Here is a 25,728-nt window from a genome sequence, read left to right as displayed (position 1 = left end):
GAAAAACAGGCCTATTCGCCCTTGGTCTTATTAGGATACCCCCGTCACAGGGTATCGAGCACGCTCAGATCGAGCCGGACAAACACCAGCTCCCGCCCCGTCACCAGGGTGAGCGGCAGCCCCAGCCCGCGCAGGAGTGCCAGCATGGGGCGATTCTGGGCCAGCACCTCGGCCGTCCACTCCCGAATGCCTTCGGCGCGCGCCAGCAGCGCCAGTGCCAGCAGGATACGCCTGCCCGCCCCCCTGTGCTGGAAGTGATCCGCCACCAGGCAGGAGAACTCGGCCCGATCCGGGTGCAGCCGCCGCCGGATGGACTGGGCCTGGGCCAGCGGCCGCCCCAGACCATCGGTGAGCAGCAAGCCTATCTGGGACGCTCTGGGGTAATCGAGAAAGAAGGCGAGCTGATCGGCGGTAGGGGGCTGCTTGGCCCGCATGAAGCGCAAGTAAATGCTCTGCTCGCTCAACGCCTCATAAGCCGCCTTGATACTCTCGGGATCGGCCCCCGCCAGCTCTTGCAGCCGGCAGGGAACGCCCCCCACTTCCATCATCAGCGGCAAGGATGCCCGCGAGGTGGGATGCAGCCAGCCGGCCAGACTGCGGCGCAAGCGCGCCTCGTCGGGAGGCCAGCAGAGATAGCGAGGCACGGGTTACCAGCGCCCCGTCATGCCGCGATCGCGCCACAACTCGTTATCGAGCAGGTTGAAGGGGTCATCCAGATAGAGGGCGATGCCGAGCTCCCTGGCCCGGTTGATGAAGCGCCCCAGCAGGGAGTCCGGCGTCATGGCCTCCAGCCCGGGCAGCAGGCTCTGCCCCAGCAGCAGGTGCTGCAAGGGCATCCGCTCCAGCAGATCGAACGGCATGTGCTGATCGCTGTCGAGCAGCAAGGCGAGCCTGGCGCCGGCCAGACTGGCCTGCAACACCAGGGCAAACCGCTCCGCCTGACTGAGCAGGTGGTCGCGGCGGTGAATGACCAGGGTCAGCTCGCCGGCGTCTCGTCCCTGCCTGCCCAACCACTCCCGCACCAGCTCCCAGCGTGGTGGCAAACCGGTCACCGCCAGCCAGACGGGCAGCTTGGAGGGGGGATCCGAGATAAGCCCCAGCAGTCCCTTCTCCTCCCCCTGCCAGGTACGAATGGTACGGCGCTGGCCACTGAGCCGCTGTTGCCGCTGGGGCCCCAGATAAAGCACCTTGAGCAAGCGCAGCAGATCGTCGGTCAACAGGGGCTTGGCCAGGGCCGCCACCACGTTGAAACCGGCGTCATGCAGCAGGCGCCGGGCACCGTCTATCAGGGTCTGATCGTGCGCTGACAGCAATATGATGGGCAGGCCGCTTTGCTGGTACTGGGGCTGGCTCATCAACAGGCTGATGGCATCCTGCTCCACCAGACTGAGATCGCTGATGAGCAGTGTGACCTTCCCCTCCGCCAGCGCCTGGATACAGGCATTGCCATCCTGCACCCATTGACAGGAGAGCCCCAATCCCTGGATCTCCTGCTGAATGTGGGCCCCCTGAAACGGATGGTCCTCCAGCAACAAGATCCGCATCTCGGCCAGCCAGTGTTGCCACTGCTGGTAACGGCCATGCACGCTAGCCAGCCAGTCATCCGAGAGCCGATAGATCCCCTCCCCCTGCGCCATCAGTTGCGGCAGATAGTCGGCGCCAGCGTGCGAGGCCGGATCAAACAGGGCAATGGCACCGGCGGCAAACAACCCCTCCCAGTGCCAGCAGGCATCGGGCCTGGTGCGGCGCAGGGTCGCAAATTCGGGCAGGCTGACCGCCTGGGCCGCCCGATAGGCGACCCCATCCAGCGCATAGATGGTCACTGGATGGAAGAAACGCTCTTGCGTCTCTTCCGGATCCAGCAACGCCAATAACTCTTCATCTGTGATGATCATGTCAGACTCTCTCACCCAATCGCCGGCAGACTTCATCCAGAGCGTGCCGCAGCGGGGATATCAGGGGTTGCCGTGGATCCCGTTGCCACTGCTCGATCATCTGGATAAGCGGGGTGGCCCCCACCATTTTGGCGGCCCCCTTCACCTTGTGTAAAGCCGCATCGAGCGCCATCTCATCCCCTTGTGTGATGCAGTGCTCAATGTCGGCCAGATCCTGGCGAGTGGCCTCCAGATAGAGGGTGACAAGCTCAGGACTCAGCAGCGGCAATGCCTGTTCCAGCCATTCCGGCGCCAGGTCCTCCTCTGGTGCCCTGGACAGCGGGGTGACTGTGTCGGCTGAAGTCGGCAGGCTGCGCAGCAAGTTGGCCAGATCCTTAAGCAGCAGGGGCTTGTCCAGATGCCCCCGGCAACCGCAGCTGGCCAGTCGCTGCGCCGCCTGCTCGCTGAGATCGGCGGTGATCACGTAGGTCGGCAGATGCTGCCAGCGCGCCGAATCACGCAACTGCTGACACAGCTGGGCCCCATCCATCACCGGCATCTGCAGATCGGTCAGCACCAGATCCACCGTCTCGTGCTGCAAGATGTCGAGCGCCAGCTGGCCATTGGCCGCACTCAGTACCTGAGCCCCCAGCTGGGTCAGCTGCATGCTGATCAACACCCGATTCACCTCGTGATCTTCGACCAGCAACACCCGCATCCCCTGTCCCGGCAGGCTCATCGCCTCCTCGGCAGAGGACACCAGCCTGGGCTGCAACAGGCTGACCACAGCACCTGGCACCCAGGGCTCGCCCTGCCAGTCCCAGTAACGCAGGCCCTGTTCATCTTCGGCGGCGCGCAGCAGGGGGCCGGCGGGGTTCTCCCTCAGGCCGAGCTCACCAAGCCAGGGCATGAGATAGGCACGCTCCGTATCGTTCAACTGGACGTTGACGCTGGTCACTCTCGGTTGCCAGCGCGGCGCCTCGTGCAGCAACACCAACGGCAAGGTGCAGGTGAAGCGGCTGCCCCCGAGGGGACGCGCTTCAACCCGGATCTCGCCGCCCATCTGCTCCATCAGCTGACGGCTGATGGCCAGCCCCAGTCCTGTGCCCTGAGCCCTGGGCTGGCCTTCCTCTCCTCCCTGCTCGAAGGGCAGGAACAGGCGAGGCAGCAGATCGCTACTGATGCCGGGCCCTTCATCATCCACACCGCACAGCAGGCGGTTGCCTTCACGACGGGCCCACAACACCACCTCACCGGCGGGGCTGAACTTGATGGCGTTGGCGAGCAGGTTATGCAGCACCTGCTGCACCCTGTGGGGATCCAGCTCCACCTGTGCGGGCAGGCGATGATCAATATCCAGCCGCAGTTGCAACCGCTTGGAGCGGGCCTTGGACCAGTGCACCGCCGCCACGTGCTCGCACAAATCCACCAGATCGGTCGGCTGGGGAGAGAGCGCCAACTGCCGGTTCTCGTTGCGACTGAAATCGAGCACATCGTTGAGCAGGCCGAGCAGCTCGTCCCCCGCCTGTCTGACATGGGAGAGCGCAGAGCGCTGCTCCGCCGACAGTGGGGTGTGATCGAGCCACTCCAGCAGCCCCAGGATGGCATTCATGGGGGTACGGATCTCGTGGCTCACCGCCGCGAGAAAGCGCCCCTTGGCCAGCACGGCCTGCTCGGCCCGCTCATGGGAAGCCTGCAAGGCATGCTCCTGCTCGACTCGGGCGGTCACATCCTGCACCACACCGTAAACGCGCCACCCCCCTTCCGGCTGGCTGCGACCCCGACCATAGAACTGCAGCCACCGCGTCCCCTTGTCCGGGTGGGCATAGCGCAGCGCGTAGGAGAAGGGCTGCCCCGCCTGCAACATGGCCAGCATGGGCATCCGCATCTCGCGCCTGTCCTGATGCAGCAGCCGGCTGAGTGCGCTGTCGGGATCGCGGCGGATCTGCTGGCTGGCCAGCCCCAGCAGCTCGTAACTGCCGCGGCTGATGAACTCGACCTGCGCTGTACCGCCCTGCTGCAGGATGAACTGAATGACGACCCCGGGCACCGTATTGGTGAGGGCACGCAGGCGACGCTCGGCCTGGCGCAGCAAGCGGGTGCGCTCGCGCAGGGCGCTGATATCGGACAGTGCGATCAGATCCCCGGCCTGTGTCTGCTTGCCCAGTTGCAGCGGGATCTGGGCGTAGGAGAACACCTGATCTCCGAGGGACAAGGTTCCTTCCGCCCCCTGCACCTGGGACGATGGCAGGCTGAGCTCGGCCAGATAACGGGCCTCCAACCGTTTGGCCTGCTTGTTGCGCTTGATGATCTCCCCCTGATTGTCCCGCAGGAAGACAGGCACCGGCAGTGCCTGGAACAGAGACTCCCTGAACTGGCTCTCCAGCGCCAGTGTCTGCTCCATCTCCTGACGCTGACTCACCTCCCGCGCCAGCTGCTGGCGGGAGCGCCAGATCAGCCAGATGACGCCGGCGCTGATCAGCAGCGCCAGCAATACGGATCCCAGCCAGATACCGTAACTGACGCCGGCCTGCTGGGTCAGCACCAGCTGTCGCCAGCGCTGGTTGAGTTCATCGTTCTGCCTGCCAGTGAGGGTCATCAGACTCTGTTCCATCACCCCCGCCAGTCTGGGGCTGCGGGAGCCTATGGCAAAACCGAGCCCGAAGCGAATCGGCAACTCCTTGATGTCCAGGCCATCGAGCCGGTTGTTGCGCAGCGGATACTGCAGCTGATACAACTCGGCCAGCATGGCATCGGCCTTGCCTGCCTGCACCTGCGCAATGCCAGACTCAAGCGTCTCGCTCTTGCGCCACCCATGCTGGCCGAAACGTGCCAGCATGTCGGGGTCATAGAGGCTGGCGGGCACCACCACCTCCCCCTTGAGCGCCTCCAGCCGATCGAACGAGTGAGACTTGCGGCTGACCAGGGCGTAACGACTCGCGACCATGATGCGGGTGAAGTCGAACTCGCGGGTCAGGGCCGGGGTCTCCAGCAGGCCCGCCATCATGTCCGCCTCGCCACTGCGCAGCTTGGCCAGTGCCTCCTCCCTGTCCCGGGCGGGCACCACATGGAAGTTCAGTCCGGTCTGCAGGCTCACCCGGCGCAGCACATCGGCGCTCCAGCCCTTGAGCTGACCCTGCCCGTCGATGCCGCTATAGGGCATAAGCGCAGGATCCACCACCAGCTTGATGGTGCGGGAGGTACCGACCAGCCAGGCCTGCTCCTCATCGGTGAAGTGCAGCGGGTTGATGTCCTGCTCTCCCTGTTCCAGATAGCGATCCAGATCCTTGTAGAGGCTGCCGGGGGGCATGTAGCGGATTGCCGTGTCGATCAGCTCCCTGAGCTCGGGCTTGTCCCGCATCATAATGCGATAGCTGATCACCAGTTCATCGCTGCGCAGCCGGCGCAGCCGCAACCCCTCATCCGGGTATTCGCGCATCAGGTAGCGCAGTTGCAGGTAATCCCCCAGATAGGCAGTCCCCTTGCCGGCCACCAAAGCCGCATACCAGTTGTCGGCATCGGTCAGGGCCAGCTGGGTCGCATGGGGGTAGAGCGACTTGAGCGCCTCGCTCGCCTGCCAGACGGGCGACACCAGAAAGGTGGCGCGTTCCAGCTCGCCGCGATAGAGGATGGCGGATTCGGCCTCCAGCAGGGCGCGGCTCAGGGCCATGCCCGGCAATGCCTGCAGTGAAGGGCCGACATAGGGGATGAGATCGCAGCGCCCTGCCAGCAGCCCCTGCTGCACTGCGGACCAGTTTGGCAATTTTTCGTGCAGCAGTGGCACCGGCAGTTGCTCGGCCAGCCGCTCCAGCTGATCGATCAGCAAGCCCCCCGACTCTTCGAGATAGGGCGGCCGGATCAGGGCCGGATAGCAGATGGTCAGCGGTTTGAGCGCGTCGGCATAGGCCTGGGTAGCCGGCGACAGAGGCAGGGTCATGGCCTGCACCGGCATGGCCAGCAACAGTGTGAGTAAAAGGCGGGTTTTTATCATGCAAAAGTAAAAGCCAGGCGGCTGCCTGGCTTTTTGTCACTCGTTGGGTTCAACATTTTCTACCCTGGCCTTGAGTTTCTGGCCAGGCCGGAAGGTCACCACCCGACGGGCGCTGATAGGAATATCTTCGCCCGTCTTGGGATTACGTCCAGGACGCTGATTCTTCTCACGAAGGTCAAAGTTACCGAAGCCTGAAATCTTGACTTGTTCACCACGCTCAAGCGCCTGTCTGATTTCCTCAAAGAAGGCTTCCACCATATCTTTGGCTTCACGCTTGCTCATCCCCAGCTGGGTGAACAGGTGCTCTGCAATGTCGGCTTTGGTAAGCGCCATAGATCAATCCCTCAAGGATGCATTCAACTCTTCACCAAGGGCCCGCACGACATTGTCTACGGTCTCGGCAATCTCTTTCTCCTCCAGAGTGCGCTGGGTGTCTTGCAATACAAGACTGATGGCCAGGCTCTTCTTGTCCTCTGCCATACCAGCACCCTGGTATACGTCAAACAAGTTTATTCCAACTACCTGATTTCCGCCAACTTTTTTAATTACTGCGAGGACATCGCCGGCCAGAACCGCAACATCGACCACCACGGCAATGTCACGACGGTTGGCAGGGAAGCGAGAAACCTCGGCTGCAACCGGCACCTTGGCCGGGGTCAGCTTGTCCAGCTCCAGTTCAAACATGACGGCGCGGCTCTTGAGGCCCAGCTTCTTCTCGAGGCTCGGGTGGATCACGCCGATGTGGCCGATGACCACGCCGTTGCGCAAAATGGCTGCGCTCTGGCCCGGGTGCAGGGCACTGTGCTCGGTACGCTCGAAGCTGAAGGTGGCCCCTTCGGCGGTCAGATCCAGTACCGCTTCCAGATCCCCTTTCAAATCAAAGAAGTCGCTACCGCGGTTCTTGATGTCCCAGTGCTCATCGCTCTGGTTGCCGGTGATGATGCCGGCCAGCATGGGCTCCTGACGGATGCCGTTTTCGGCACTCTCGTCCTTGATGAAACGCAGGCCCTGCTCGAACAGACGCACCCGCGCCTGCTGACGGTTCTGGTTGTAGACCACCGCCTGCACCAGACCCGGGAACAGCGACACCCGCATGGCGGACATCTCGACCGAGATGGGATTCGGCAGCACGATGGCGTCGCTCTGCGGATAGAGCAGTTGCTGCGCTTTGGGATCGACGAAGCTGTAGGTGATCGCTTCCTGGAAGCCGCGGTCAACCAGCAGGTCGCGTACCCGCTTGAGGGTCACCTGCCCTTCTGCCTGCTCAACCATGGCCAGAGAGGCGGCCGGTTTCAGGTTCGGGATGTTGTTGTAGCCGTAGATGCGGGCCACTTCCTCGATGAGGTCTTCCTCGATGGCAATATCGAAACGCCAGGAGGGCGCCAGCGCGGTCCAGCCGTCAGCATCCACAGTGACCTGCATGCCGAGGCGGGTCAGGATCTCGACCACCTGGGCATCGCCTACGCTGATGCCGATCACCTTGTCGAGCTTGGCACGACGCAGCTTGATGGGGGCAGCCTTGGGCAGATGGGCATCGGATTTAACCTCGATGACCGGACCCGCTTCGCCGCCGCAGATATCCAGCAGCAGACGGGTGGCTCTGTCCATCACCTTGGCTTGCAGCTCGGGATCCACCCCGCGCTCAAAGCGGTGGGAGGAGTCGGTGTGCAGACCATAGGCACGGGCACGGCCCGTGATGGAGAGCGGCGCAAAGAAGGCGCACTCCAGCAGGATATCGGTGGTGGACTCGGAGACGCCGGTGCGACCGCCACCGAAGATACCGGCCATGCAGGCAGGGCCCTTGGCATCGGCAATGACGAGCGTGTTGTCTTTGAGCTTCACTTCGTTGCCATCGAGCAGGGTCATGGGCTCATCGCTCTTGGCACGGCGCACCACCAGCTCCCCTTCCAGCTTGGCCAGGTCGAAGGCATGCATCGGCTGACCGTATTCCAGCAGCAGGAAGTTGGTGATGTCGACGATGGCGTCGATGGAGCGGATGCCGCCACGGCGCAGCTTCTCTTGCATCCAGAGCGGGCTCTGCGCTTGCAAGTTCAGCCCCTTGATGACGCGGCCCAGATAACGCGGGCAGTCGGCCGGTGCCTCGACCCGGATCGGGAAGGTCGCGTCTATGGTGGCCACGGCAGGCGCCCAGCTCGGCTCGACCACGTCGACGCTGTTGAGCACGCCGATCTCGCGGGCAAGCCCTGCGATCCCGAGGCAATCGGCCCGGTTCGGGGTGAGATCCACGTCGATCGCCACGTCATTGAGATTGAGGTAGTCGCGAATGTCAGTGCCAATGGGGGCATCGGCCGGAAGCTCTATGATGCCGTCCGCTTCCACGTCGATACCCAGCTCGCTGAAGGAGCAGAGCATGCCGTGAGACGGCTGGCCACGCAGCTTGGCTTTCTTGATGGTGAAATCACCCGGCAGGGTCGCCCCTACTTTGGCCACGCACACTTTCAGGCCCTGACGGCAGTTCGGCGCGCCGCAGACGATGTCCAGCAGCTCGGCCTCGCCCACGTTGACCTTGGTCACTCGCAGCTTGTCGGCGTCCGGATGCTGGGCGCACTCGACCACTTCACCGACCACCACGTTGTTGAACTGGCCAGCCACCGCTTCCACGGCGTCCACTTCCAGGCCGGCCATGGTGATCTGCTCGGCCAGTGCGTTGTCACTCAACTCGGTGCGGACCCACTCCATCACCCAGGATTTACTAAATTTCATGTTCTCTCGCCCTTACTTGAACTGCTTGAGGAAGCGCAGATCGTTTTCGAAGAAGGCACGCAGGTCATTGACCCCGTAACGCAGCATGGTCAGGCGCTCAACGCCCATGCCGAAGGCAAAGCCGGAGTATTTTTCCGGATCGATGCCAACCGAACGCAGCACGTTCGGGTGCACCATGCCGCAGCCCAGCACTTCCAGCCACTTGCCGTTCTTGCCCATGACGTCCACTTCGGCGCTCGGCTCGGTGAACGGGAAGTAGGAAGGACGGAAACGTATGGTGAGATCTTCCTCGAAGTAGTTGCGCAGGAAGTCGTGCAGTATCCCTTTCAGCTCGGTAAAGCTGGCATGCTCGTCAACCAGCAGGCCTTCAACCTGATGGAACATAGGCGTGTGGGTCATGTCGTAGTCGTTACGATAGACGCGGCCCGGCGCTATGATGCGAATTGGCGGCTGTTGCTGCTGCATGGTACGGATCTGCACACCTGAGGTGTGGGTACGCAGCATCAGATCGGGATTGAAGTAGAAGGTATCGTGATCGGTACGCGCCGGGTGATGAGCCGGAATATTCAGCGCATCGAAGTTGTGGAAGCCATCTTCAATCTCGGGACCGCGTTCCACTTTGAAACCCATCTCGCCAAACAGCCGCTCGATGCGCTCGACGGTGCGAGTCACGGGGTGCAGACCACCGTTCTCGATACGACGGCCCGGCAGGCTGATATCGATGGTCTCGGCAGCCAGCTTCTGGTTCAGCTCCTGCTCCACCAGTGCATCACGGCGTGCGTTCAGGGCATCCTGAACCTGCTGCTTGGCCTGGTTGATCACGGCGCCCGCAGCGGGGCGCTCTTCGGCGGACAAGGCGCCCAATGTCTTCATCTGCTCGGTAAAAAAGCCTTTTTTACCCAGATATTTGACCCGGATCTCGTCGAGGGTCGCAACGTCATTGACGCCCTCAATCTCGGCCTTGGCCTGGCCGACTACTTCTTCAAGCTGTTGCATGTCTTCCTCGTCACCACTCCCGAAACAGGAGCCTGTTAGGCTAAATAAGGTCAAGAGGGGAATAATACAAAAAAAGCCCCTTGGCTGACCATAGTTATGGCGGGCTTTTCTCCCTAGAAATCATTTTGTTATCAGGCAAGCAGCCTTCCCTGCCCTCTACTTGCATCAAATATGGGTAAAGAATGCTAGTTTGTTGGCATATGAAGGCGGCATGTTGCAGGGATGAAGAGCAGTGGGTGAGCGCAATAACAGGATGGGAGAATGACGGGCAACAAAAAAGGAGGCCTGAGCCTCCTTTTATCTTTCATAACAGAACCGGATTAAACCAGCGCTGCTTTAGCCTTTTCAACCAGGGCGGTGAAAGCCAACTTGTCGTGAACGGCGATATCGGACAGGATCTTGCGATCGATCTCGATAGAAGCCTTCTTCAGACCGTTGATCAGACGGCTGTAGGACAGACCGTTCTGACGGGCTGCAGCGTTGATACGCGCAATCCACAGCTGACGGAACTGACGCTTTTTCTGGCGACGGTCACGGTAGGCATACTGACCAGCTTTAGTTACCGCTTGTACCGCTACGCGGTAAACTCGGGAACGGGCGCCGTAGTAACCTTTGGCGGCTTTCATTACTTTCTTGTGACGAGCGCGAGCAGTCACACCACGTTTAACTCTTGGCATTTTTCACATCCCCCTTATGCGTACGGCAGACAAGCGACAACACGTTTGTGGTCGGCAGCAGAAACCATGAACTTCGGCCCCAGCTTGCGCTTACGCTTGCTGCTCTTCTTGGTCAGGATGTGACGCAGGTGGTTGTGCTTGCACTTGAAGCGACCCGAGCCAGTCTTCTTGAAGCGCTTTGCAGCACCCCGGTTGGTTTTCATCTTCGGCATTTCATACTCCGCATTGTGAGTGACAACAAAATCGCAAGGCGAACCGACTCATGGGGCGAACCCATGAGTCAATTTCTTGTGGGCCTTAAGATTTCTTCTTAGGTGCGAGGACCATCACTGCTTGACGGCCTTCGACTTTCGGGAACGACTCTACTACGGCCAACTCTTCCAGATCGTTCTTGACGCGCTCCAGAACCTTGATACCAAGATCCTGGTGAGCCATTTCACGACCACGGAAGCGCAGGGTGACCTTAGCCTTGTCCCCGTCTTCCAGAAAGCGAACCAGGTTGCGTAGTTTTACCTGATAGTCGCCTTCGTCAGTGCCAGGACGGAATTTGATTTCCTTGACCTGGACGACTTTCTGCTTTTTCTTCTGTTCTTTGGTTGTTTTGCTCTTTTCGTAGAGGAATTTGCCGTAATCCATGATCCGGCAAACGGGCGGTTCAGCGTTAGGGCTGATCTCGACCAGATCCACTCCAGCTTCAACGGCTAAGTTCAATGCATCTTGGATAGCAACGACGCCCAAAGGCTCTCCGTCAATACCAGTCAGACGAACTTCTTTCAGACGAATCTCGGTATTGATCCGGTGAGCGCGGGCTTGCGGTTGCTTGCCCAGTTTTTTTCCGCCTTTTATAGCTTATTCCTCCACTTTCTTTTGTCCGCGGGTCTGAACTTCCTGGGTCAACAGAGCAACTAGCTCTTCAACAGGATAAGTGCCCAGGTCAGCCCCTTTACGAGTCCGTACTGCAATCTTACCGGCTTCAACTTCTTTATCGCCGCAGACCAGCATGAAAGGTACTCGCTTCAAAGTATGCTCGCGGATTTTAAAGCCAATCTTCTCATTTCTCAAGTCCGCTTTTGCGCGAAGACCCGCATCATTCAATGCTTTGGCTACTTTTACCGCATAATCGGCCTGATTATCTGTGATATTCATGACCACAGCCTGAGTCGGAGCCAACCAAGTCGGGAACAATCCGGCGTACTCTTCGGTCAGAATACCGATGAAACGCTCGAGTGAACCCAGAATGGCCCGGTGGATCATCACCGGTACGTGGCGTTCGTTGTCTTCACCCACATAAGTGGCACCCAGACGTCCAGGCAGGGCGAAGTCGAGCTGCACGGTACCACACTGCCAAGCACGATCAAGGCAATCATGCAGGGTAAATTCGATCTTGGGACCGTAGAAGGCGCCCTCACCCGGCTGCAGATCGTACTTCAGGCCGTTCAGCACCAGGGCTTCGGCCAGAGCCGCCTCGGCGCGATCCCAGGCCTCATCGGAGCCGATGCGCTGCTCGGGACGAGTCGAGAGCTTGACCACGATGTTTTCGAAGCCAAAGGTGCCGTAGACGTCATAGACCATACGGATACAGGCGGACACCTCTTCCATGATCTGCTCTTCGGTACAGAAGATGTGAGCGTCATCCTGGGTAAAACCACGCACCCGCATCAGACCGTGCAGGGAACCGGACGGCTCGTTGCGGTGACAGGAGCCGAACTCGGCCATGCGCAGCGGCAGATCGCGGTAGGACTTCAGACCCTGGTTGAAGATCTGCACGTGACCCGGGCAGTTCATCGGCTTGATGGCGTACTCGCGGTTTTCGGACTGGGTGGTGAACATGGCCTGGGCATACTTTTCCCAGTGACCTGAACGCTCCCACAGCACGCGATCCATCATGAAGGGACCCTTCACTTCCTGATAGTCGTACTCTTTGAGCTTGCCACGGATGAAGGTTTCCAGCTCACGGAAGATGGTCCAGCCATCGTTGTGCCAGAACACCATGCCAGGGGCTTCTTCCTGCATGTGATACAGGTCGAGCTGCTTGCCTATCTTGCGGTGGTCGCGCTTGGACGCCTCTTCCAGACGCTGCAGGTAGCCTTTGAGCTGCTTCTTGTCAGCCCAGGCAGTGCCGTAGATGCGCTGCAGCATCTTGTTGTTGGAATCGCCACGCCAGTAGGCGCCGGACATCTTCTGCAACTTGAAGTGGTGGCAGTGACGCATGTTGGGCACGTGCGGGCCGCGACACATGTCGACGTACTCTTCGTGATGATACAGACCAGGCTGGTCATCACGGGCAATATTCTGATCCAGGATCTCGACCTTGTAAGTCTCGCCACGGGCTTCGAACACGTCGCGTGCTTCCTGCCAGGAGACTCTCTTCTTGATGACGTCGTAATCCTTGGCGGCCAGCGCCAGCATGCGCTCTTCCAGGGCAGCCAGATCCTCGTCAGTCAGGGTACGATCCAGATCGATGTCGTAGTAGAAACCGTTGTCGATGACGGGACCTATGGCCATCTTGGTCTGGGGCCAGAGTTGCTTGATGGCATGACCCAGCAGGTGAGCGCAGGAGTGGCGCAGTATGTCCAGACCTTCTTCGTCTTTGGCGGTGATGATGGCCAGGGAGGCATCGGCTTCGATCAGCTCGCAGGCATCCACCAGTTCACCGTTTACCCGACCGGCAATGCACGCCTTGGCGAGACCCGGACCTATGTCCGCGGCCACGTCCATGACGGAAACGGAGTGGGCAAATTGACGTTGGCTGCCGTCAGGCAGAGTAATGATTGGCATTGTGTGTTTCCTTGTACAGTGGTGCCCCCTACCAAAGGGCACATGCGGGATGGAAAAAATCATTCAAAAAAGGGTGATGTTCTGGCTCTCCACAGCACTTTGCGAAGACACCCAGTGCCGCAAACAGCTTGCGTGACGGCACAAGGCAAACCAAAAACCGGACCATGCTACCAGAAGTAGGCGGGGCTGTATCGGGTTTGATGAGATTTTCTACAACCAAATGAGGTGCTTGCCGGTTAGTCACCCAACAGGGGTTGCCAGTTGAAATCGAAGGTACTGCTCCCCTCCTCGGCCAGTGCGAGCTCCTCCAACACCTTCAATGCAAGCTTGTTGCCCTTTTGCGAGGCCTGATAGAGCCACTGCTTGGCCTGAGCCAGATCGACCCGGCCACTCACTCCCATCAGGTGCAGCACGCCGACTTTCAGCATGGCGGGCACGTCACCGTTGCGGGCCGCCAGCTCCATCCAGTGAAATGCCTGCCGCAGATCCCGTTTCACCCCGGCGCCGCGCAGATAGACCTCCGCCAGCCGGTACTGGCCGAAGGCATCACCCGCCTGCGCCGACTGACGATAGAGGCTGATGGCCTGCTCCATGTCCTGCTCTGTGCCCTGCCCCACTTCGTGACTCCAGCCCATCAGCGCCTGCGCGCGCGGGATCCCCTGCTCGGCCAGCGGTTGCCAGATCCTGGTCGCCGTCTCGAACTGGCCGCTGCGCCAGGCTCGGTTGGCCGATGCCAGCTCCTGCTCGGTCGAGAGCGGGATCAGCCGCCAGATGACCAGGCCAAGCACTCCGATAAACAGCCAGCGGCAGGTGATGGGTTTCATGATGATTTCCGTGATCCAGTTCGCATTTTGTCTATGTAAACGAAATGTAGCGCCGTGATCAAGCAGGAGATCCCGTTGACATGCTTTTTATGGCGGTATGAATTGGCAGAGCTTGCATTTGGCAATGAGGGTCAGCATGATAACTGTATATATAAACAGTATCAGTGCGAGACGATGGCAGGACGAGGCAGCACCCACAATATCGAGCATCGTTTCAGCGGCCCGCTGGTCGAGGCTGTCGACGACGGCTGGGCCCAAACAGAGTGGGAGGCAGCATTTGCCGCCACTGCTCCCCGCACCGAGGTGAAGGAGATAACGGCACGTAGCATCATCAGTTACAACAACTCCCCCGACGTCCCTTTCAGCCGCTCCATCAATCCCTATCAGGGCTGCGAACATGGCTGCATCTACTGCTATGCCAGACCCAGTCACGCCTACCTGGAGCTCTCTCCCGGCCTCGACTTCGAGACCAAGCTGTTTGCCAAGCTCAATGCCGCCGAGCTGTTGCGCCGGGAGTTTGCCAAGCCAACCTATCAGCCAGAGACCATAGTGCTCGGCGCCAATACCGACCCCTATCAGCCCATCGAGCATCACTATCGCCTCACCCGCGCCTTGCTGGAGGTGATGCTGGCCCACCGTCACCCGGTGGGCATCATCACCAAGAGCGCCATGATATTGCGCGATCTCGATCTGCTCGCCGAGCTGGCCCGGGAGGGTCTCTGCCAGGTGATGGTGTCGGTGACGACCTTGAATGAAACCCTGCGGCGACAGCTGGAGCCCAGAGCCAGCACAGGTGCGGGTCGGCTCAAGGTGGTCGAGAAGCTGGCACAGGCCGGGGTGCCGGTCGGGGTGCTGGCCGCCCCCATGATCCCGCGCCTCAACGAGTCCGAGCTTGAGCAGATCATCAAGGCGGCGGCCGAGGCCGGTGCCCACTGCGCCGACTACATACTGCTGCGATTGCCCCATGAGCTGACCACCCTGTTCAGCGACTGGCTGGAGGAACACTACCCCGGCCAGAAGGAGGCCATCCTGAACCAGCTGCGGGCCAGTCGGGATGGCGGGCTCAACAGCCCCGCCTTTGGCACCCGCATGCGCGGTGAAGGCCAGTTTGCCGACTTGCTCGCCCAGCGCTTTCGGCTCATCAGCAAACGCCTGGGCTTGGGCAAACGCCATCTTCAGCTGCGGCGGGATGGCTTCATTCGCCCTGGCGAACAACTGCGGCTGTTCTGAGCGCCCCGACAGCGTCAACCGCGCTCACAACGCCTCCCCTTGGCCGAGGCGAGTGCGTGGCCTTGCCCTGGGCGATCAATTCGGCGGGCAGTCGTGCCGGCTCATGAGCCACTTCGTCCTCATGCTCCCCTGCCAGCGATTCTGGTTGATGTTCGCCCCATACCCGGCTCCACCAGATCTCCCACATTACCCAGCTAGTCATAAGGTGCTCCTGTTTGATGGCTGCGCGTCGCAGTCTGTTGAGTGCGACAGGGCAAGCTTGGCCGCATCCCATGACAGGGGGATGACGCAGGCATGATGAATTGAGGACAAGGAGGAGTACGGCAATGCTCGCGGTGCGAGTGATCAGCAACGCGTGCGGCAACAGGATCAGGCTGGGGACGCGCTACCTGGGGCAAACGGCAGCAACAAAAAGAGCGACCCTGGGGTCGCTCTTTTTCATGGAGGCAGACGCGTGATTATTCGTCGCTCGCTGCACCCTCTTCAGTGGACCCTTCAGTGGATCCTGCATCGGCAGAGCCGGCATCTGGCGCGGTATCTGTGCCTTCGGACACCTCACCGTCAACGGCCACGATGTCGTTCTCTTCCTCGTCGCTCTCGGCGATACGCTGCAGGCCGACCACTGTCTCGTCTTCACCGGTACGGATCAGACGCACACCGCCGGTGTTACGGCCTATGACGCTCACCTCGGCGACGCGAGTACGGACCAGGGTGCCGCCATTGGTGATCAGCATGATCTGGTCGGTATCTTCGACCTGGATCGCATCGATCACCTTGCCGTTACGCTCGTCCACCTTGATGGAACGAACGCCCTGGGTACCACGGCTCTTGGTCGGGTACTCGGTCAGCGCGGTACGCTTGCCGTAACCGTTCTCGGTGGCGGTCAGAATGGCACCCTCGCCACGGGGGACGATCAGGGACACCACCTTGTCACCGTTGAGCAGGCGGATACCACGTACCCCACCGGCGGTACGGCCCATGGGACGTACGCCCTTGAAGGTACCCTTGCTTTCGGTGCCTTCGCCGTTGTCGCTGCCATCGTCGTCGTTGCCGGCGTCAATGACACTCTCGTCATCCCCGTCGACATCATCGCTGGCATCGGCATCGGCATCGGCTGCATCGGCGCGGCCGCTGCCTTCATTGAAGCGAACCACCTTGCCCGCATCGGAGAACAGCATGATCTCGTTGCTGCCATCTGTGATATCCACCCCGATCAGCTCATCACCCTCTTTGAGGTTGATGGCACGAATACCGGAGGAGAGCGGACGGCTGAACGCAGACAGGCTGGTTTTCTTCACGGTACCGTCGGCGGTGGCGAAGAAGACATACTTGTCATCGGCATACTCTTTGACCGGCAGGATGGCGGTGATGCGCTCACCCTCTTCCAGCGGCAGCAAGTTGATGATCGGACGACCACGGGCGCCACGGGACGCCTCCGGCAACTGATACACCTTGAGCCAGTAGACCTTGCCACGGGTGGAGAAGCACAGAATGGTGTCGTGGGTGTTGGCCACCAGCAGACGTTCCACAAAGTCCTCTTCCTTGATCCGGGTGGCCGACTTGCCACGACCACCGCGGCGCTGGGCCTCGTAGTCGGTCAGCGGCTGGTACTTCACATAACCCTGGTGAGACAAGGTCACGACCACGTCTTCCGGGGTGATCAGATCTTCGATGTTGATCTCGGCGCTGGAGGCGCTGATCTCGGTGCGACGCGCGTCGCCATACTGCTCGCGCACGGCCAGCAGCTCATCGCGGATCACTTCCATCAGCCGTTCCGGGCTTGCCAGGATGAACAGCAGCTCGGCGATCAGATCCAGCAGAGATTGGTACTCTTCCAGGATCTTCTCGTGCTCGAGGCCGGTCAGCTTGTGCAGACGCAGATCCAGGATGGCCTGGGCCTGCTGTTCGGTCAGGAAGTATTGACCTTCACGGATGCCAAACTCCGGCTCCAGCCACTCGGGGCGGGCCGCGTCGTCGCCTGCCTTTTCCAGCATGCCGGCCACGTTGCCGAGTTCCCAACCGCGGGCAACCAGCTTGGCTTTGGCGTCAGCCGGGGTATCGGAGTGACGGATCAGCTCTATGATGGGGTCTATGTTGGCCAGCGCCACCGCCAGACCTTCCAGGATGTGGGCCCGATCCCGCGCCTTGCGCAGTTCGAACACGGTCCGGCGGGTCACTACCTCACGGCGGTGCAGCAGGAACGCATCCAGAATGTCTTTAAGGTTCATCACCTTGGGCTGGTTGTTATCGAGCGCCACCATGTTGATGCCGAACGTGGTCTGCAGCTGGGTGTGCTTGTAGAGATTGTTCAGCACAATCTCGCCAGACTCGCCACGTTTGATCTCGATAACGATGCGCATGCCGTCCTTGTCGGACTCATCGCGCAGGGCACTGATGCCCTCGACTTTCTTCTCTTTGACCAGCTCGGCGATCTTCTCGATCAGCCGCGCCTTGTTCACCTGATAAGGCAGCTCGTGAACCAGGATGGTCTCGCGACCCGTCTTGTCGTCCACTTCCACTTCGGCCTTGGCGCGCACATAGACGGAGCCGCGACCGGTGCGGTAAGCCTGCACTATGCCGGCGCGACCGTTGATGATGGCGCCAGTGGGGAAATCAGGCCCTGTGATATAGGTCATCAACTCATCGATGGTGAGATCGCTATTTTCGATCAGCGCCAGACAGCCGTTGACTATCTCGGTGAGGTTGTGAGGAGGAATGTTGGTCGCCATGCCCACCGCGATACCGGATGAGCCGTTGACCAGCAGGTTGGGCACCTTGGTGGGCATGACAGCCGGGATCATCTCGGTACCGTCGTAGTTCGGTACCCAGTCCACTGTCTCTTTGTCCAGATCGGCCAGCAGCTCGTGGGAGATGCGGGCCATCCGCACTTCGGTGTAACGCATGGCGGCGGCGCTGTCGCCGTCGACCGAACCGAAGTTGCCCTGACCATCGACCAGCATGTAGCGCATGGAGAAATCCTGCGCCAAGCGGACGATGGTGTCATACACGGCACTGTCGCCGTGCGGGTGGTATTTACCAATTACGTCACCGACCACACGGGCCGATTTTTTATAGGGCTTGTTCCAGTCGTTCCCCAACTCGTTCATAGCAAACAGAACGCGGCGGTGAACCGGTTTCAAGCCATCACGCACATCCGGCAGAGCTCGTCCTACGATCACGCTCATGGCGTAATCAAGATAGGAACTCTTGAGCTCTTCTTCGATGTTGATCGGCGTGATCTCTCTGGCCAGATCGCTCATAGAAAGCCTTAATCCCTAATTAGTTGTTCTTTGGCTTAAACAGCGCGCCATGGTAACACACTGAGCCAAATACCTTAAGCCACAAATCCGGGTAACAAGTCGGGCTGGTGTGACAAAGTGTGTCCGTTATAATGCCCGCCAGGACAATAGATTGCGCCCAAGTCTTGCTACCTGCGCGCCCTGCCACAGGATCATCAAAACATGAATAGTGATGCCAATGTCGATCTGACAGAAATCGCCAAATTTGAAGCCATCGCCTCCCGCTGGTGGGACATGGAGGGCGAATTCAAGCCACTGCATCAAATCAATCCGGTGCGCCTTGACTGGATCACCGACAAGAGCGGCGGCCTGTTTGGCAAGCACATCCTCGACATCGGCTGCGGGGGCGGCATTCTCTCCGAGAGCATGGCCCGGCGCGGTGCCCGCGTCACCGGCATCGACATGGGCAAGGAGCCCCTCGGCGTCGCCCGCCTGCACGCCCTGGAACAAGGGGTGGAGCTCCAGTACCAGCAGATGACGGCGGAGGAGCACGCCGGCCAGGCCCCTGGCCAGTATGACGTGGTCACCTGCATGGAAATGCTGGAGCATGTGCCGGATCCTGCTTCTGTGCTGCGCGCCATCGCCACCCTGGTGCGCCCGGGCGGGCGGGTGTTCGTCTCCACCATCAACCGCAACCCAAAAGCCTACCTGATGATGATCCTGGGGGCCGAATACCTGATGAAGATGGTCCCCAAGGGCACCCATGATCACAAGAAGTTCATCACCCCAGCCGAACTGTGTCGCATGGGTGAAGCGGCGGGCCTGCTGGTGCGTGACATGAGCGGCGTGCACTATTCGCCGCTGACCGGCCAGTTCAAGCTCGGCAAGAACGTCGACGTCAACTACATGGTGGAGTTCATCCGCCCGGAGCAAGGCTGATGAGCGACTCTCACCCGGTGCCGCTGCGCTGCGTGCTGTTTGATCTCGACGGCACCCTGCTCGACACGGCTCCCGATCTGGGCGCCGCCGTCAACCATGTGCTGGTGAGCGAAGGCTTTGCCCCGCTCTCCGAGGCCATCATCCGCCAGACCACCTCCCATGGCGCGCTCGGGCTGCTCAGGGCCGGACTTGGCGATGAGTTGCTCGAGGAGCTGGGTGCCACGCGCCTGCGCACCGCCCTGCTCGACTTCTACGCCGCCCACCTGTGCGTCGGCACCCGCCCCTATGAGGGCATGGTGGCGCTCATCGAATGGCTGGACGAACGGGCCCTGCCCTGGGGCATAGTCACCAACAAGCCCGGCTTTCTGACCGAGCCGCTGCTGGCGGCCCTGCCCGAGCTTGCCAGCTGCGGCGTCACCGTCAGTGCCGATACCCTGCCGGTGCGCAAGCCAGACCCTGCCCCCATGTACTTTGCCTGCGAGCAACTGGGCGTCGACGCCGCCCACTGCCTCTACGTAGGGGATCATGTGCGTGACATAGAGGCGGGCCGCAATGCGGGCATGCGCACCGCAGTCGCGGGTTGGGGTTATCTGAGCGATGACGAGGATCCCGCCGACTGGGGCGCGGATCTGCACTTTGATACCGTGCAGGCCCTGCACCACTGGCTGCGTTACGAGGTAGCCTGACCCATGATCCGCCGGGTCACAGGCATTGATGGATCATAAAGGCAGCTTTGTTGCCAAACGGTGTCCATATGAGCACCAACATATGGATGTTCGTGGGTACGCCAGGATGCGATGGGAGATCAGGAGTGATCTCCCGTTTTTGCCATTTGGCAACCGCTAACACACTGGGACAGGACACCTTTTGACCCTTGCTGCACAAGGGATAACCAGACTGAATTTGCTAGTAAAAACACCCCGTTTTCGCAAGCAAAAAAAGTTATTTAAATTTTCCATGTTCGATCATCAGACTTGCATTTACCGGATCGGACGCATGAAAACCCACTCACTGTGAGCATCCACTAACCTGGGTCGCGACACCCACAATTTATCCACAGCTAATGCCTTATCCACAGATTGCAAAGCCGGGTAGACCTCACTATCTTGTAGCTCGAACTTAAAATAACACTATATCTTGTGATTCATCGCACAATACGCCCCCACCTCCCGCAGCCGATCACGGCCAGGAGGTCAAGGCCGTGCGATGGTTTTTCGGGAATCAACTAAAGGTCATCAGCCAATGAACTTGTTTGTGACGAAGCGTAACGGCCACAAAGAACCCATCGATCTGGATAAAATTCACCGCGTGCTGGATTGGGCCGCCGAGGGACTCGACAACGTGTCTGTCTCCCAGGTGGAACTCAAGTCCCACATCCAGTTCTATGACGGCATCCGTACCGCCGATATCCACGAAACCGTCATCAAGGCCGCTGCTGACCTGATCTCCGAGCAAAGCCCGGATTACCAGTACATGGCCGCCCGTCTGGCCATCTTCCACCTGCGCAAGAAAGCCTACGGCCAGTTCGAGCCGCCCCACCTCTACCAGCACGTCGCCCGTCTGGTAGACATGGGCAAGTACGACAAGCACCTGCTGACCGACTACACCCAGGCCGAATTCGAGGAACTCAACGAGCACCTGGATCACTGGCGTGACATGGACTTCTCCTACGCCGCCGTCAAGCAGCTGGAAGGCAAGTACCTGGTGCAGAACCGCGTCACCGGCGAGATCTACGAGAGCCCGCAGTTCCTCTATATCCTGGTGGCGGCCTGCCTCTTCTCCAAGTATCCGAAAGATACCCGTCTGGACTACATCAAGCGTTTCTACGATGCGGTCTCGACCTTCAAGATCTCCCTGCCGACGCCTATCATGAGCGGCGTGCGCACCCCGACTCGCCAGTTCAGCTCCTGCGTGCTGATCGAGTGCGATGACAGCCTGGATTCCATCAATGCCACCGCCAGCGCCATCGTGCGCTACGTCTCCCAGCGCGCCGGCATCGGCATCAACGCCGGGCGCATCCGTGGTCTGGGCAGCCCCATTCGTGGCGGTGAAGCCTTCCACACCGGCTGCATCCCCTTCTACAAGTACTTCCAGACCGCGGTCAAGTGCTGCTCCCAGGGCGGCGTGCGCGGCGGTGCGGCCACCCTGTTCTACCCGCTGTGGCACACAGAAGTGGAGAGCCTGCTGGTCCTGAAAAACAACCGCGGCGTGGAAGAGAACCGGGTCCGTCACATGGACTACGGCGTGCAGATCAACAAGCTGATGTACCAGCGCCTGATCAAGGGCGGCGACATCACCCTGTTCTCCCCGTCCGATGCCCCCGGCCTGTACGACGCCTTCTTCGCGGATCAGGACAAGTTCGAGCAGCTCTACGTCAAGTACGAGCAGGATCCGGCCATTCGCAAGAAGACCCTCAAGGCAGTCGATCTCTTCTCCCTGATGATGCAGGAGCGCGCCGGCACCGGTCGCATCTACATCCAGAACGTGGATCACTGCAACACCCACAGCCCGTTCGATCCGAGCGTGGCGCCGGTACGCCAGTCCAACCTCTGCCTCGAAATCGCGCTGCCCACCAAGCCGCTCAACAACGTGGATGACGAAGAGGGCGAGATTGCCCTGTGCACCCTGTCTGCCTTCAACCTGGGTGCCATCGAGAAGCTGGAAGATCTGGAAGAGATGGCGGATCTCGCCGTGCGCGCTCTGGATGCCCTGCTCGACTATCAGGACTACCCGCTCAAGGCCGCCCAGAAAGGCAGCATGAACCGTCGCACCCTGGGGATAGGCGTCATCAACTACGCCTACTACCTGGCCAAGAACGGCGCCCGTTACTCCGACGGTTCCGGTCTGGCGCTGACCCACCGCACCTTCGAGGCGATCCAGTTCTACCTGCTGAAGGCCTCCGTGCAGCTGGCCCGCGAGTTCGGCCCCTGCCCGGCCTTCAACGAGACCACCTATGCCCAGGGCATTCTGCCCATCGATACCTATAAAAAGGATCTCGACAACCTGTGCAACGAGCCGCTGCACCTGGACTGGGAAACCTTGCGTGAAGAGATAAAGACTGTGGGTCTGCGCAACTCCACCCTGACCGCCCTGATGCCGAGCGAGACCTCCAGCCAGATCTCCAACGCCACCAACGGCATAGAGCCGCCGCGCGGCCTGGTGTCGGTCAAGGCCTCCAAGGACGGCATTCTCAAACAGGTGGTGCCCGAGTATCATCGCCTGAAAGATCAATACGAACTGCTCTGGAAGCAACCGAGCGTCGATGGCTATCTGCAGCTGGTCGGTATCATGCAGAAGTTTGTGGATCAGGCGATCTCCGCCAACACCAACTACGACCCCGCCCGTTTCGAAGGCAACAAGGTACCGATGAAGCAGCTGCTCAAGGATCTGCTGACCGCTTACAAATACGGCCTCAAGACCCTCTACTATCACAACACCCGTGATGGTGCGGATGACGCACAAGCCGATATGCTGGATGACGGTTGTGCCGGTGGCGCCTGCAAGATCTGATTAACCGGGCGGGAGCGACAAGCTCCCGCTCTCCTGTTTTATCCATTCAATACATTCTGGTAACCATGGCCTATTCAACTTTCTGCCAAACCCAAAACGACCAGCTCAAAGAGCCGATGTTTTTTGGCCAATCGGTCAATGTGGCCCGTTATGATCAACAAAAACACGAAGTCTTTGAACGGCTGATCGAGAAACAGCTCTCCTTCTTCTGGCGCCCGGAAGAGGTGGATGTCTCCCACGACCGCATCGACTATCAGGCGCTGCCGCCCCACGAGCAGCACATCTTCATCTCCAACCTGAAGTACCAGACCCTGCTGGATTCCATCCAGGGCCGCAGCCCGAACGTGGCGCTGCTGCCGCTGGTCTCCATTCCGGAGCTGGAAACCTGGATCGAGACCTGGGCCTTCTCGGAGACCATCCACTCTCGCTCCTACACCCACATCATTCGCAATATCGTCAACACCCCGGCCCAGGTGTTCGACGATATCGTGACCAACGAGCAGATCTTGAAGCGCGCCGGCTCCATCAGCTGCTTCTACGATGACCTGATTGAAGCGACCGCGCTCTACAACCTGCACGGTGAAGGGACCCACAGCGTCGCCGGACAGATGCGCACCATCACACTGCGCGAGCTGAAGAAGAAGCTCTACCTGTGCCTGATGAGCGTCAATGCGCTGGAGGCGATCCGCTTCTACGTCAGCTTCGCCTGCTCCTTCGCCTTCGCCGAGCGCGAGCTGATGGAAGGCAACGCCAAGATCATCAAGATGATCGCCCGCGACGAAGCGCTGCACCTGACTGGCACCCAGCATATGCTGAACCTGATGCGCACCGGCCAGGACGACCCCGAGATGGCCGAGATTGCCGCCGAGTGCGAGCAGGCCTGCTTCGAGATCTTCAAGGAAGCCGCCATTCAGGAGAAGGAGTGGGCCGAGTACCTGTTCCAGGACGGCTCCATGATAGGCCTGAACAAGGACATCCTCTGCCAGTACGTGGAGTACATCACCAACCTGCGCATGAATGCGGTCGGTCTGCAGCCAGCCTTTGCCGGGGCCAAGCAAAACCCGATTCCCTGGATCAACACCTGGCTGTCGTCCGACAACGTGCAGGTCGCCCCCCAGGAAGTGGAAGTGAGCTCCTACCTGGTCGGCCAGATCGACAGTGAAGTGCACGCCGATGACTTGGGTGATTTCGAGCTGTGATGAGGTTTACCCTGATGGCCTCGGTGACGTCGCGCGGTGAGTGACACCGTCAAGATGCAGGCCCCTGCCCCGCAGCCTGCAACACGGCAGGAGGCCCCACAGGCGCCGCTGGTGCATACCCGCGACGGCGCCCTGCTCGCCCATCCCGGCGAGAGCCTGTTGGAGACCCTGGAGCGCCACGGCCATCATCTGGAGTTCCAGTGCCGCAGCGGTTATTGCGGCGCCTGCCGCACGCCCTTGCTGGCAGGCTCTGTGCACTACCCCAATGTGCCGCTGGCATTCGTCTCCCCAGGCGAATGCCTGCCCTGCTGCTGCAAACCGGTCGGTGCCATCCGGCTGGACATCAAGAAAGGCTGACGCAGCAAGCACCACACACTTCGCCAAACAAAAAGCCGCCGGATTGCTCCGGCGGCTTTTTTATCGCTCGTCTTTTTATCGCTCGTCTCTGGCTTGGGGCCCTGACCCGTCAGAGCCCCTTGATTGACTTCAAAGCCAGGGCGCTGCGGTCGGTCCCTGGTGCAGGCCCAGCTTCCAGACCCGACCAAAGTGCTTGTAGTGACCGGCGGCCACGCCAGCCTTCTCACCCATGCCATGGTAGAGATCCAGGTGCCCCTTCTTCACGGCGCCACCCACATCCAGCGCGATCAAGAGCCGCAGCTGGTGTTTGCCGGTCCAGTTGCCCGCCTTGTCGAGCAGGGGCACTTCCGCAAGGATGGGGGTGCCCATCGGCAGCAGTGTCTTGTCGGCCGCCACGGCCGCCAGCGGCAACAACGGAATGCCGGCGGCGCCGATCACGTCATTGGTGGGGCGACGCTCGAAGAAGACATAGGAAGGGTTCTGCTCCACCAGCTCCTTGACGCTCTCCTCCGGTTTGCTGTTGGCCCAATCCTTGATGGCCTTCATGGACATCTGCTCCTTGGGCACTTCGCCGCGATCGATCAGCACACGGCCGATACTCACGTAGCCGTGACCGTTCTTGCCGCTGTAACCCAGGTATTGCAACCGATCGTCATCGCCGTAGTGGACAAAGCCCGAGCCCTGTACGTCCATCAGGAAGTTGTCGATGAGGGATTTGCTGTAACCCAGCTCCAGCCCCCGGTTGGCCAGCGCCCCCTGGTGGATCTCGGCCCGGCTCGGGCAGCGGCCACCGCACTTGGGCATGGCATAGATGGGGTACTTGTACTTGGCATCCGGGCGATGACGCACCTCCAGTACCGGCGAGTAGTAACCGGTAAACAGCACGTTGCCCATGCGATCGGCGCCGCCCAGCTGGGCCAGGCTGATGCCGTACCGGGTGATCTGGGCCGGGTTGCCGCCATTGGCGACCCAGCGGGATAGCTGGCGATAAAGCTCGCCATAGCGACGGGTCATCTTGCCGGAGCGCTCCAGCACCAGCCGGCTCTGGGGACCGAACTTGCTGTAGTCGGCGCGCTGGTGACTGTTGACGCGTTCTACCCGCACCAGATCATCCGGCAGGGGGCCGTCCAGATACTGCTTGCCCAGATTTTCCGGCACCTCGCAGTTGAGAAAACATCTGGCCTCGGGTTTCTTCTTGGGCACCTGTGCTTGATCAGAGTTGCCCGCACAACCGGCCAGCCCCAGCACTGCGGCAGTCAGCCAGTACGCGTGTTTATTCATATGTCCTCATATAACACCAAGCCTCATGCTTGGCGGGGAAGATGCCAAATTTGCAGGGGGAAAGCAAACGCCATCAGCCCCTTGGCAGTGGATTTCTCCAAAGGGGATC

General features: G+C 60.4%; 19 protein-coding genes. 6 read left to right on the top strand and 13 right to left on the bottom strand.

All coding sequences use genetic code 11. The annotated features are described in order from the left end of the window. Positions 1–44: 44 nt before the first annotated feature. The 11 genes from AACQ95_RS13105 to AACQ95_RS13055 form a co-directional block, all read right to left on the bottom strand. Positions 45–644, bottom strand: coding sequence for a GNAT family N-acetyltransferase (locus AACQ95_RS13105; protein WP_098984018.1), 600 nt, complete (start codon positions 642–644; stop codon positions 45–47). 3 nt (positions 645–647) lie between these two features. Further along, positions 648–1,895: a response regulator gene (locus AACQ95_RS13100; protein WP_241278708.1), complete on the bottom strand. Its 1,248-nt coding sequence runs from the start codon at positions 1,893–1,895 to the stop codon at positions 648–650. Position 1,896: 1 nt separating this feature from the next. Beyond that, a complete protein-coding gene (locus tag AACQ95_RS13095) occupies positions 1,897–5,865 on the bottom strand; it encodes an ATP-binding protein (protein ID WP_241278707.1) in 3,969 nt (1,322 codons plus the stop codon). Between the two features lie 36 nt (positions 5,866–5,901). After that, positions 5,902–6,198, bottom strand: a complete 297-nt coding sequence (gene ihfA, locus AACQ95_RS13090) for an integration host factor subunit alpha (protein ID WP_005300715.1) — start codon at positions 6,196–6,198, stop codon at positions 5,902–5,904. Positions 6,199–6,201: 3 nt separating this feature from the next. After that, entirely contained in the window at positions 6,202–8,589 is a 2,388-nt protein-coding gene (pheT, locus tag AACQ95_RS13085; RefSeq protein WP_241278706.1) for a phenylalanine--tRNA ligase subunit beta, read from the bottom strand. 12 nt (positions 8,590–8,601) lie between these two features. Then, positions 8,602–9,585 (bottom strand): phenylalanine--tRNA ligase subunit alpha, encoded by a 984-nt coding sequence (gene pheS, locus AACQ95_RS13080; protein WP_042866463.1) that lies wholly within the window; start codon positions 9,583–9,585, stop codon positions 8,602–8,604. A 320-nt stretch (positions 9,586–9,905) separates the two neighbouring features. Next, the gene (gene rplT / locus AACQ95_RS13075; protein ID WP_005300683.1) at positions 9,906–10,262 is read right to left on the bottom strand and encodes a 50S ribosomal protein L20; all 357 of its coding nucleotides are present in this window, start codon (positions 10,260–10,262) and stop codon (positions 9,906–9,908) included. 14 nt (positions 10,263–10,276) lie between these two features. Beyond that, positions 10,277–10,474 carry a 50S ribosomal protein L35 gene (rpmI, locus tag AACQ95_RS13070; protein ID WP_005315535.1) on the bottom strand — a complete coding sequence of 66 codons (198 nt, stop codon included), beginning with the start codon at positions 10,472–10,474 and terminating at the stop codon, positions 10,277–10,279. Between the two features lie 85 nt (positions 10,475–10,559). Further along, the gene (infC, locus tag AACQ95_RS13065; RefSeq protein ID WP_274454371.1) at positions 10,560–11,090 is read right to left on the bottom strand and encodes a translation initiation factor IF-3; all 531 of its coding nucleotides are present in this window, start codon (positions 11,088–11,090) and stop codon (positions 10,560–10,562) included. Positions 11,091–11,111: 21 nt separating this feature from the next. After that, the gene (gene thrS, locus AACQ95_RS13060) at positions 11,112–13,040 is read right to left on the bottom strand and encodes a threonine--tRNA ligase (RefSeq protein WP_043135382.1); all 1,929 of its coding nucleotides are present in this window, start codon (positions 13,038–13,040) and stop codon (positions 11,112–11,114) included. Positions 13,041–13,276: 236 nt separating this feature from the next. After that, positions 13,277–13,864, bottom strand: coding sequence for a tetratricopeptide repeat protein (locus AACQ95_RS13055; RefSeq protein ID WP_043135386.1), 588 nt, complete (start codon positions 13,862–13,864; stop codon positions 13,277–13,279). Positions 13,865–14,038: 174 nt separating this feature from the next. Between AACQ95_RS13055 and AACQ95_RS13050 the strand changes: the two genes are divergently transcribed. Next, positions 14,039–15,094, top strand: a complete 1,056-nt coding sequence (locus AACQ95_RS13050) for a PA0069 family radical SAM protein (protein ID WP_241278705.1) — start codon at positions 14,039–14,041, stop codon at positions 15,092–15,094. 458 nt (positions 15,095–15,552) lie between these two features. Here AACQ95_RS13050 and gyrA read toward each other — a convergent pair whose 3' ends face one another. Then, positions 15,553–18,354, bottom strand: a complete 2,802-nt coding sequence (gyrA, locus tag AACQ95_RS13045) for a DNA topoisomerase (ATP-hydrolyzing) subunit A (RefSeq protein ID WP_241278704.1) — start codon at positions 18,352–18,354, stop codon at positions 15,553–15,555. 201 nt (positions 18,355–18,555) lie between these two features. On the opposite strand from gyrA, the gene ubiG reads away from it, so the two are divergent. The 5 genes from ubiG to yfaE all read left to right on the top strand — a co-directional run bounded on the left by ubiG (position 18,556) and on the right by yfaE (position 24,338). Then, complete coding sequence (gene ubiG, locus AACQ95_RS13040) at positions 18,556–19,272, top strand: bifunctional 2-polyprenyl-6-hydroxyphenol methylase/3-demethylubiquinol 3-O-methyltransferase UbiG (RefSeq protein ID WP_241278703.1); 717 nt, start codon at positions 18,556–18,558, stop codon at positions 19,270–19,272. Further along, complete coding sequence (locus tag AACQ95_RS13035) at positions 19,272–19,958, top strand: HAD family hydrolase (protein ID WP_241278702.1); 687 nt, start codon at positions 19,272–19,274, stop codon at positions 19,956–19,958. Before ubiG ends, AACQ95_RS13035 begins: the two co-directional genes overlap by 1 nt. A 556-nt stretch (positions 19,959–20,514) precedes the next feature. Continuing rightward, positions 20,515–22,782: a class 1a ribonucleoside-diphosphate reductase subunit alpha gene (nrdA, locus tag AACQ95_RS13030; protein WP_172955343.1), complete on the top strand. Its 2,268-nt coding sequence runs from the start codon at positions 20,515–20,517 to the stop codon at positions 22,780–22,782. 65 nt (positions 22,783–22,847) lie between these two features. Beyond that, positions 22,848–23,981: a class Ia ribonucleoside-diphosphate reductase subunit beta gene (nrdB, locus tag AACQ95_RS13025; protein ID WP_043135401.1), complete on the top strand. Its 1,134-nt coding sequence runs from the start codon at positions 22,848–22,850 to the stop codon at positions 23,979–23,981. Between the two features lie 54 nt (positions 23,982–24,035). Continuing rightward, a complete protein-coding gene (gene yfaE / locus AACQ95_RS13020; RefSeq protein WP_241278848.1) occupies positions 24,036–24,338 on the top strand; it encodes a class I ribonucleotide reductase maintenance protein YfaE in 303 nt (100 codons plus the stop codon). A 129-nt stretch (positions 24,339–24,467) separates the two neighbouring features. Here yfaE and mltA read toward each other — a convergent pair whose 3' ends face one another. Beyond that, positions 24,468–25,619: a murein transglycosylase A gene (gene mltA, locus AACQ95_RS13015; RefSeq protein WP_241278701.1), complete on the bottom strand. Its 1,152-nt coding sequence runs from the start codon at positions 25,617–25,619 to the stop codon at positions 24,468–24,470. Positions 25,620–25,728: the final 109 nt, after the last annotated feature.

The organism is Aeromonas sp. MR19, from assembly GCF_963899305.1.
In the GTDB taxonomy this organism is placed as follows: Bacteria; Pseudomonadota; Gammaproteobacteria; order Enterobacterales; family Aeromonadaceae; genus Aeromonas; species Aeromonas bestiarum.
This window is presented reverse-complemented; position numbering and strand designations above follow the sequence as displayed.

Coding starts and splice junctions, on each gene's coding strand:
- AACQ95_RS13055 (WP_043135386.1), bottom strand. CDS start 13,864: ATGAAACCCATCACCTGCCGCTGGCTGTTTATCGGAGTGCTTGGCCTG.
- pheS (WP_042866463.1), bottom strand. CDS start 9,585: ATGCAACAGCTTGAAGAAGTAGTCGGCCAGGCCAAGGCCGAGATTGAG.
- rpmI (WP_005315535.1), bottom strand. CDS start 10,474: ATGCCGAAGATGAAAACCAACCGGGGTGCTGCAAAGCGCTTCAAGAAG.
- gyrA (WP_241278704.1), bottom strand. CDS start 18,354: ATGAGCGATCTGGCCAGAGAGATCACGCCGATCAACATCGAAGAAGAG.
- AACQ95_RS13035 (WP_241278702.1), top strand. CDS start 19,272: ATGAGCGACTCTCACCCGGTGCCGCTGCGCTGCGTGCTGTTTGATCTC.
- rplT (WP_005300683.1), bottom strand. CDS start 10,262: ATGCCAAGAGTTAAACGTGGTGTGACTGCTCGCGCTCGTCACAAGAAA.
- AACQ95_RS13100 (WP_241278708.1), bottom strand. CDS start 1,895: ATGATCATCACAGATGAAGAGTTATTGGCGTTGCTGGATCCGGAAGAG.
- yfaE (WP_241278848.1), top strand. CDS start 24,036: ATGCAGGCCCCTGCCCCGCAGCCTGCAACACGGCAGGAGGCCCCACAG.
- nrdA (WP_172955343.1), top strand. CDS start 20,515: ATGAACTTGTTTGTGACGAAGCGTAACGGCCACAAAGAACCCATCGAT.
- AACQ95_RS13050 (WP_241278705.1), top strand. CDS start 14,039: ATGGCAGGACGAGGCAGCACCCACAATATCGAGCATCGTTTCAGCGGC.
- nrdB (WP_043135401.1), top strand. CDS start 22,848: ATGGCCTATTCAACTTTCTGCCAAACCCAAAACGACCAGCTCAAAGAG.
- ihfA (WP_005300715.1), bottom strand. CDS start 6,198: ATGGCGCTTACCAAAGCCGACATTGCAGAGCACCTGTTCACCCAGCTG.
- AACQ95_RS13095 (WP_241278707.1), bottom strand. CDS start 5,865: ATGATAAAAACCCGCCTTTTACTCACACTGTTGCTGGCCATGCCGGTG.
- mltA (WP_241278701.1), bottom strand. CDS start 25,619: ATGAATAAACACGCGTACTGGCTGACTGCCGCAGTGCTGGGGCTGGCC.
- thrS (WP_043135382.1), bottom strand. CDS start 13,040: ATGCCAATCATTACTCTGCCTGACGGCAGCCAACGTCAATTTGCCCAC.
- pheT (WP_241278706.1), bottom strand. CDS start 8,589: ATGAAATTTAGTAAATCCTGGGTGATGGAGTGGGTCCGCACCGAGTTG.
- ubiG (WP_241278703.1), top strand. CDS start 18,556: ATGAATAGTGATGCCAATGTCGATCTGACAGAAATCGCCAAATTTGAA.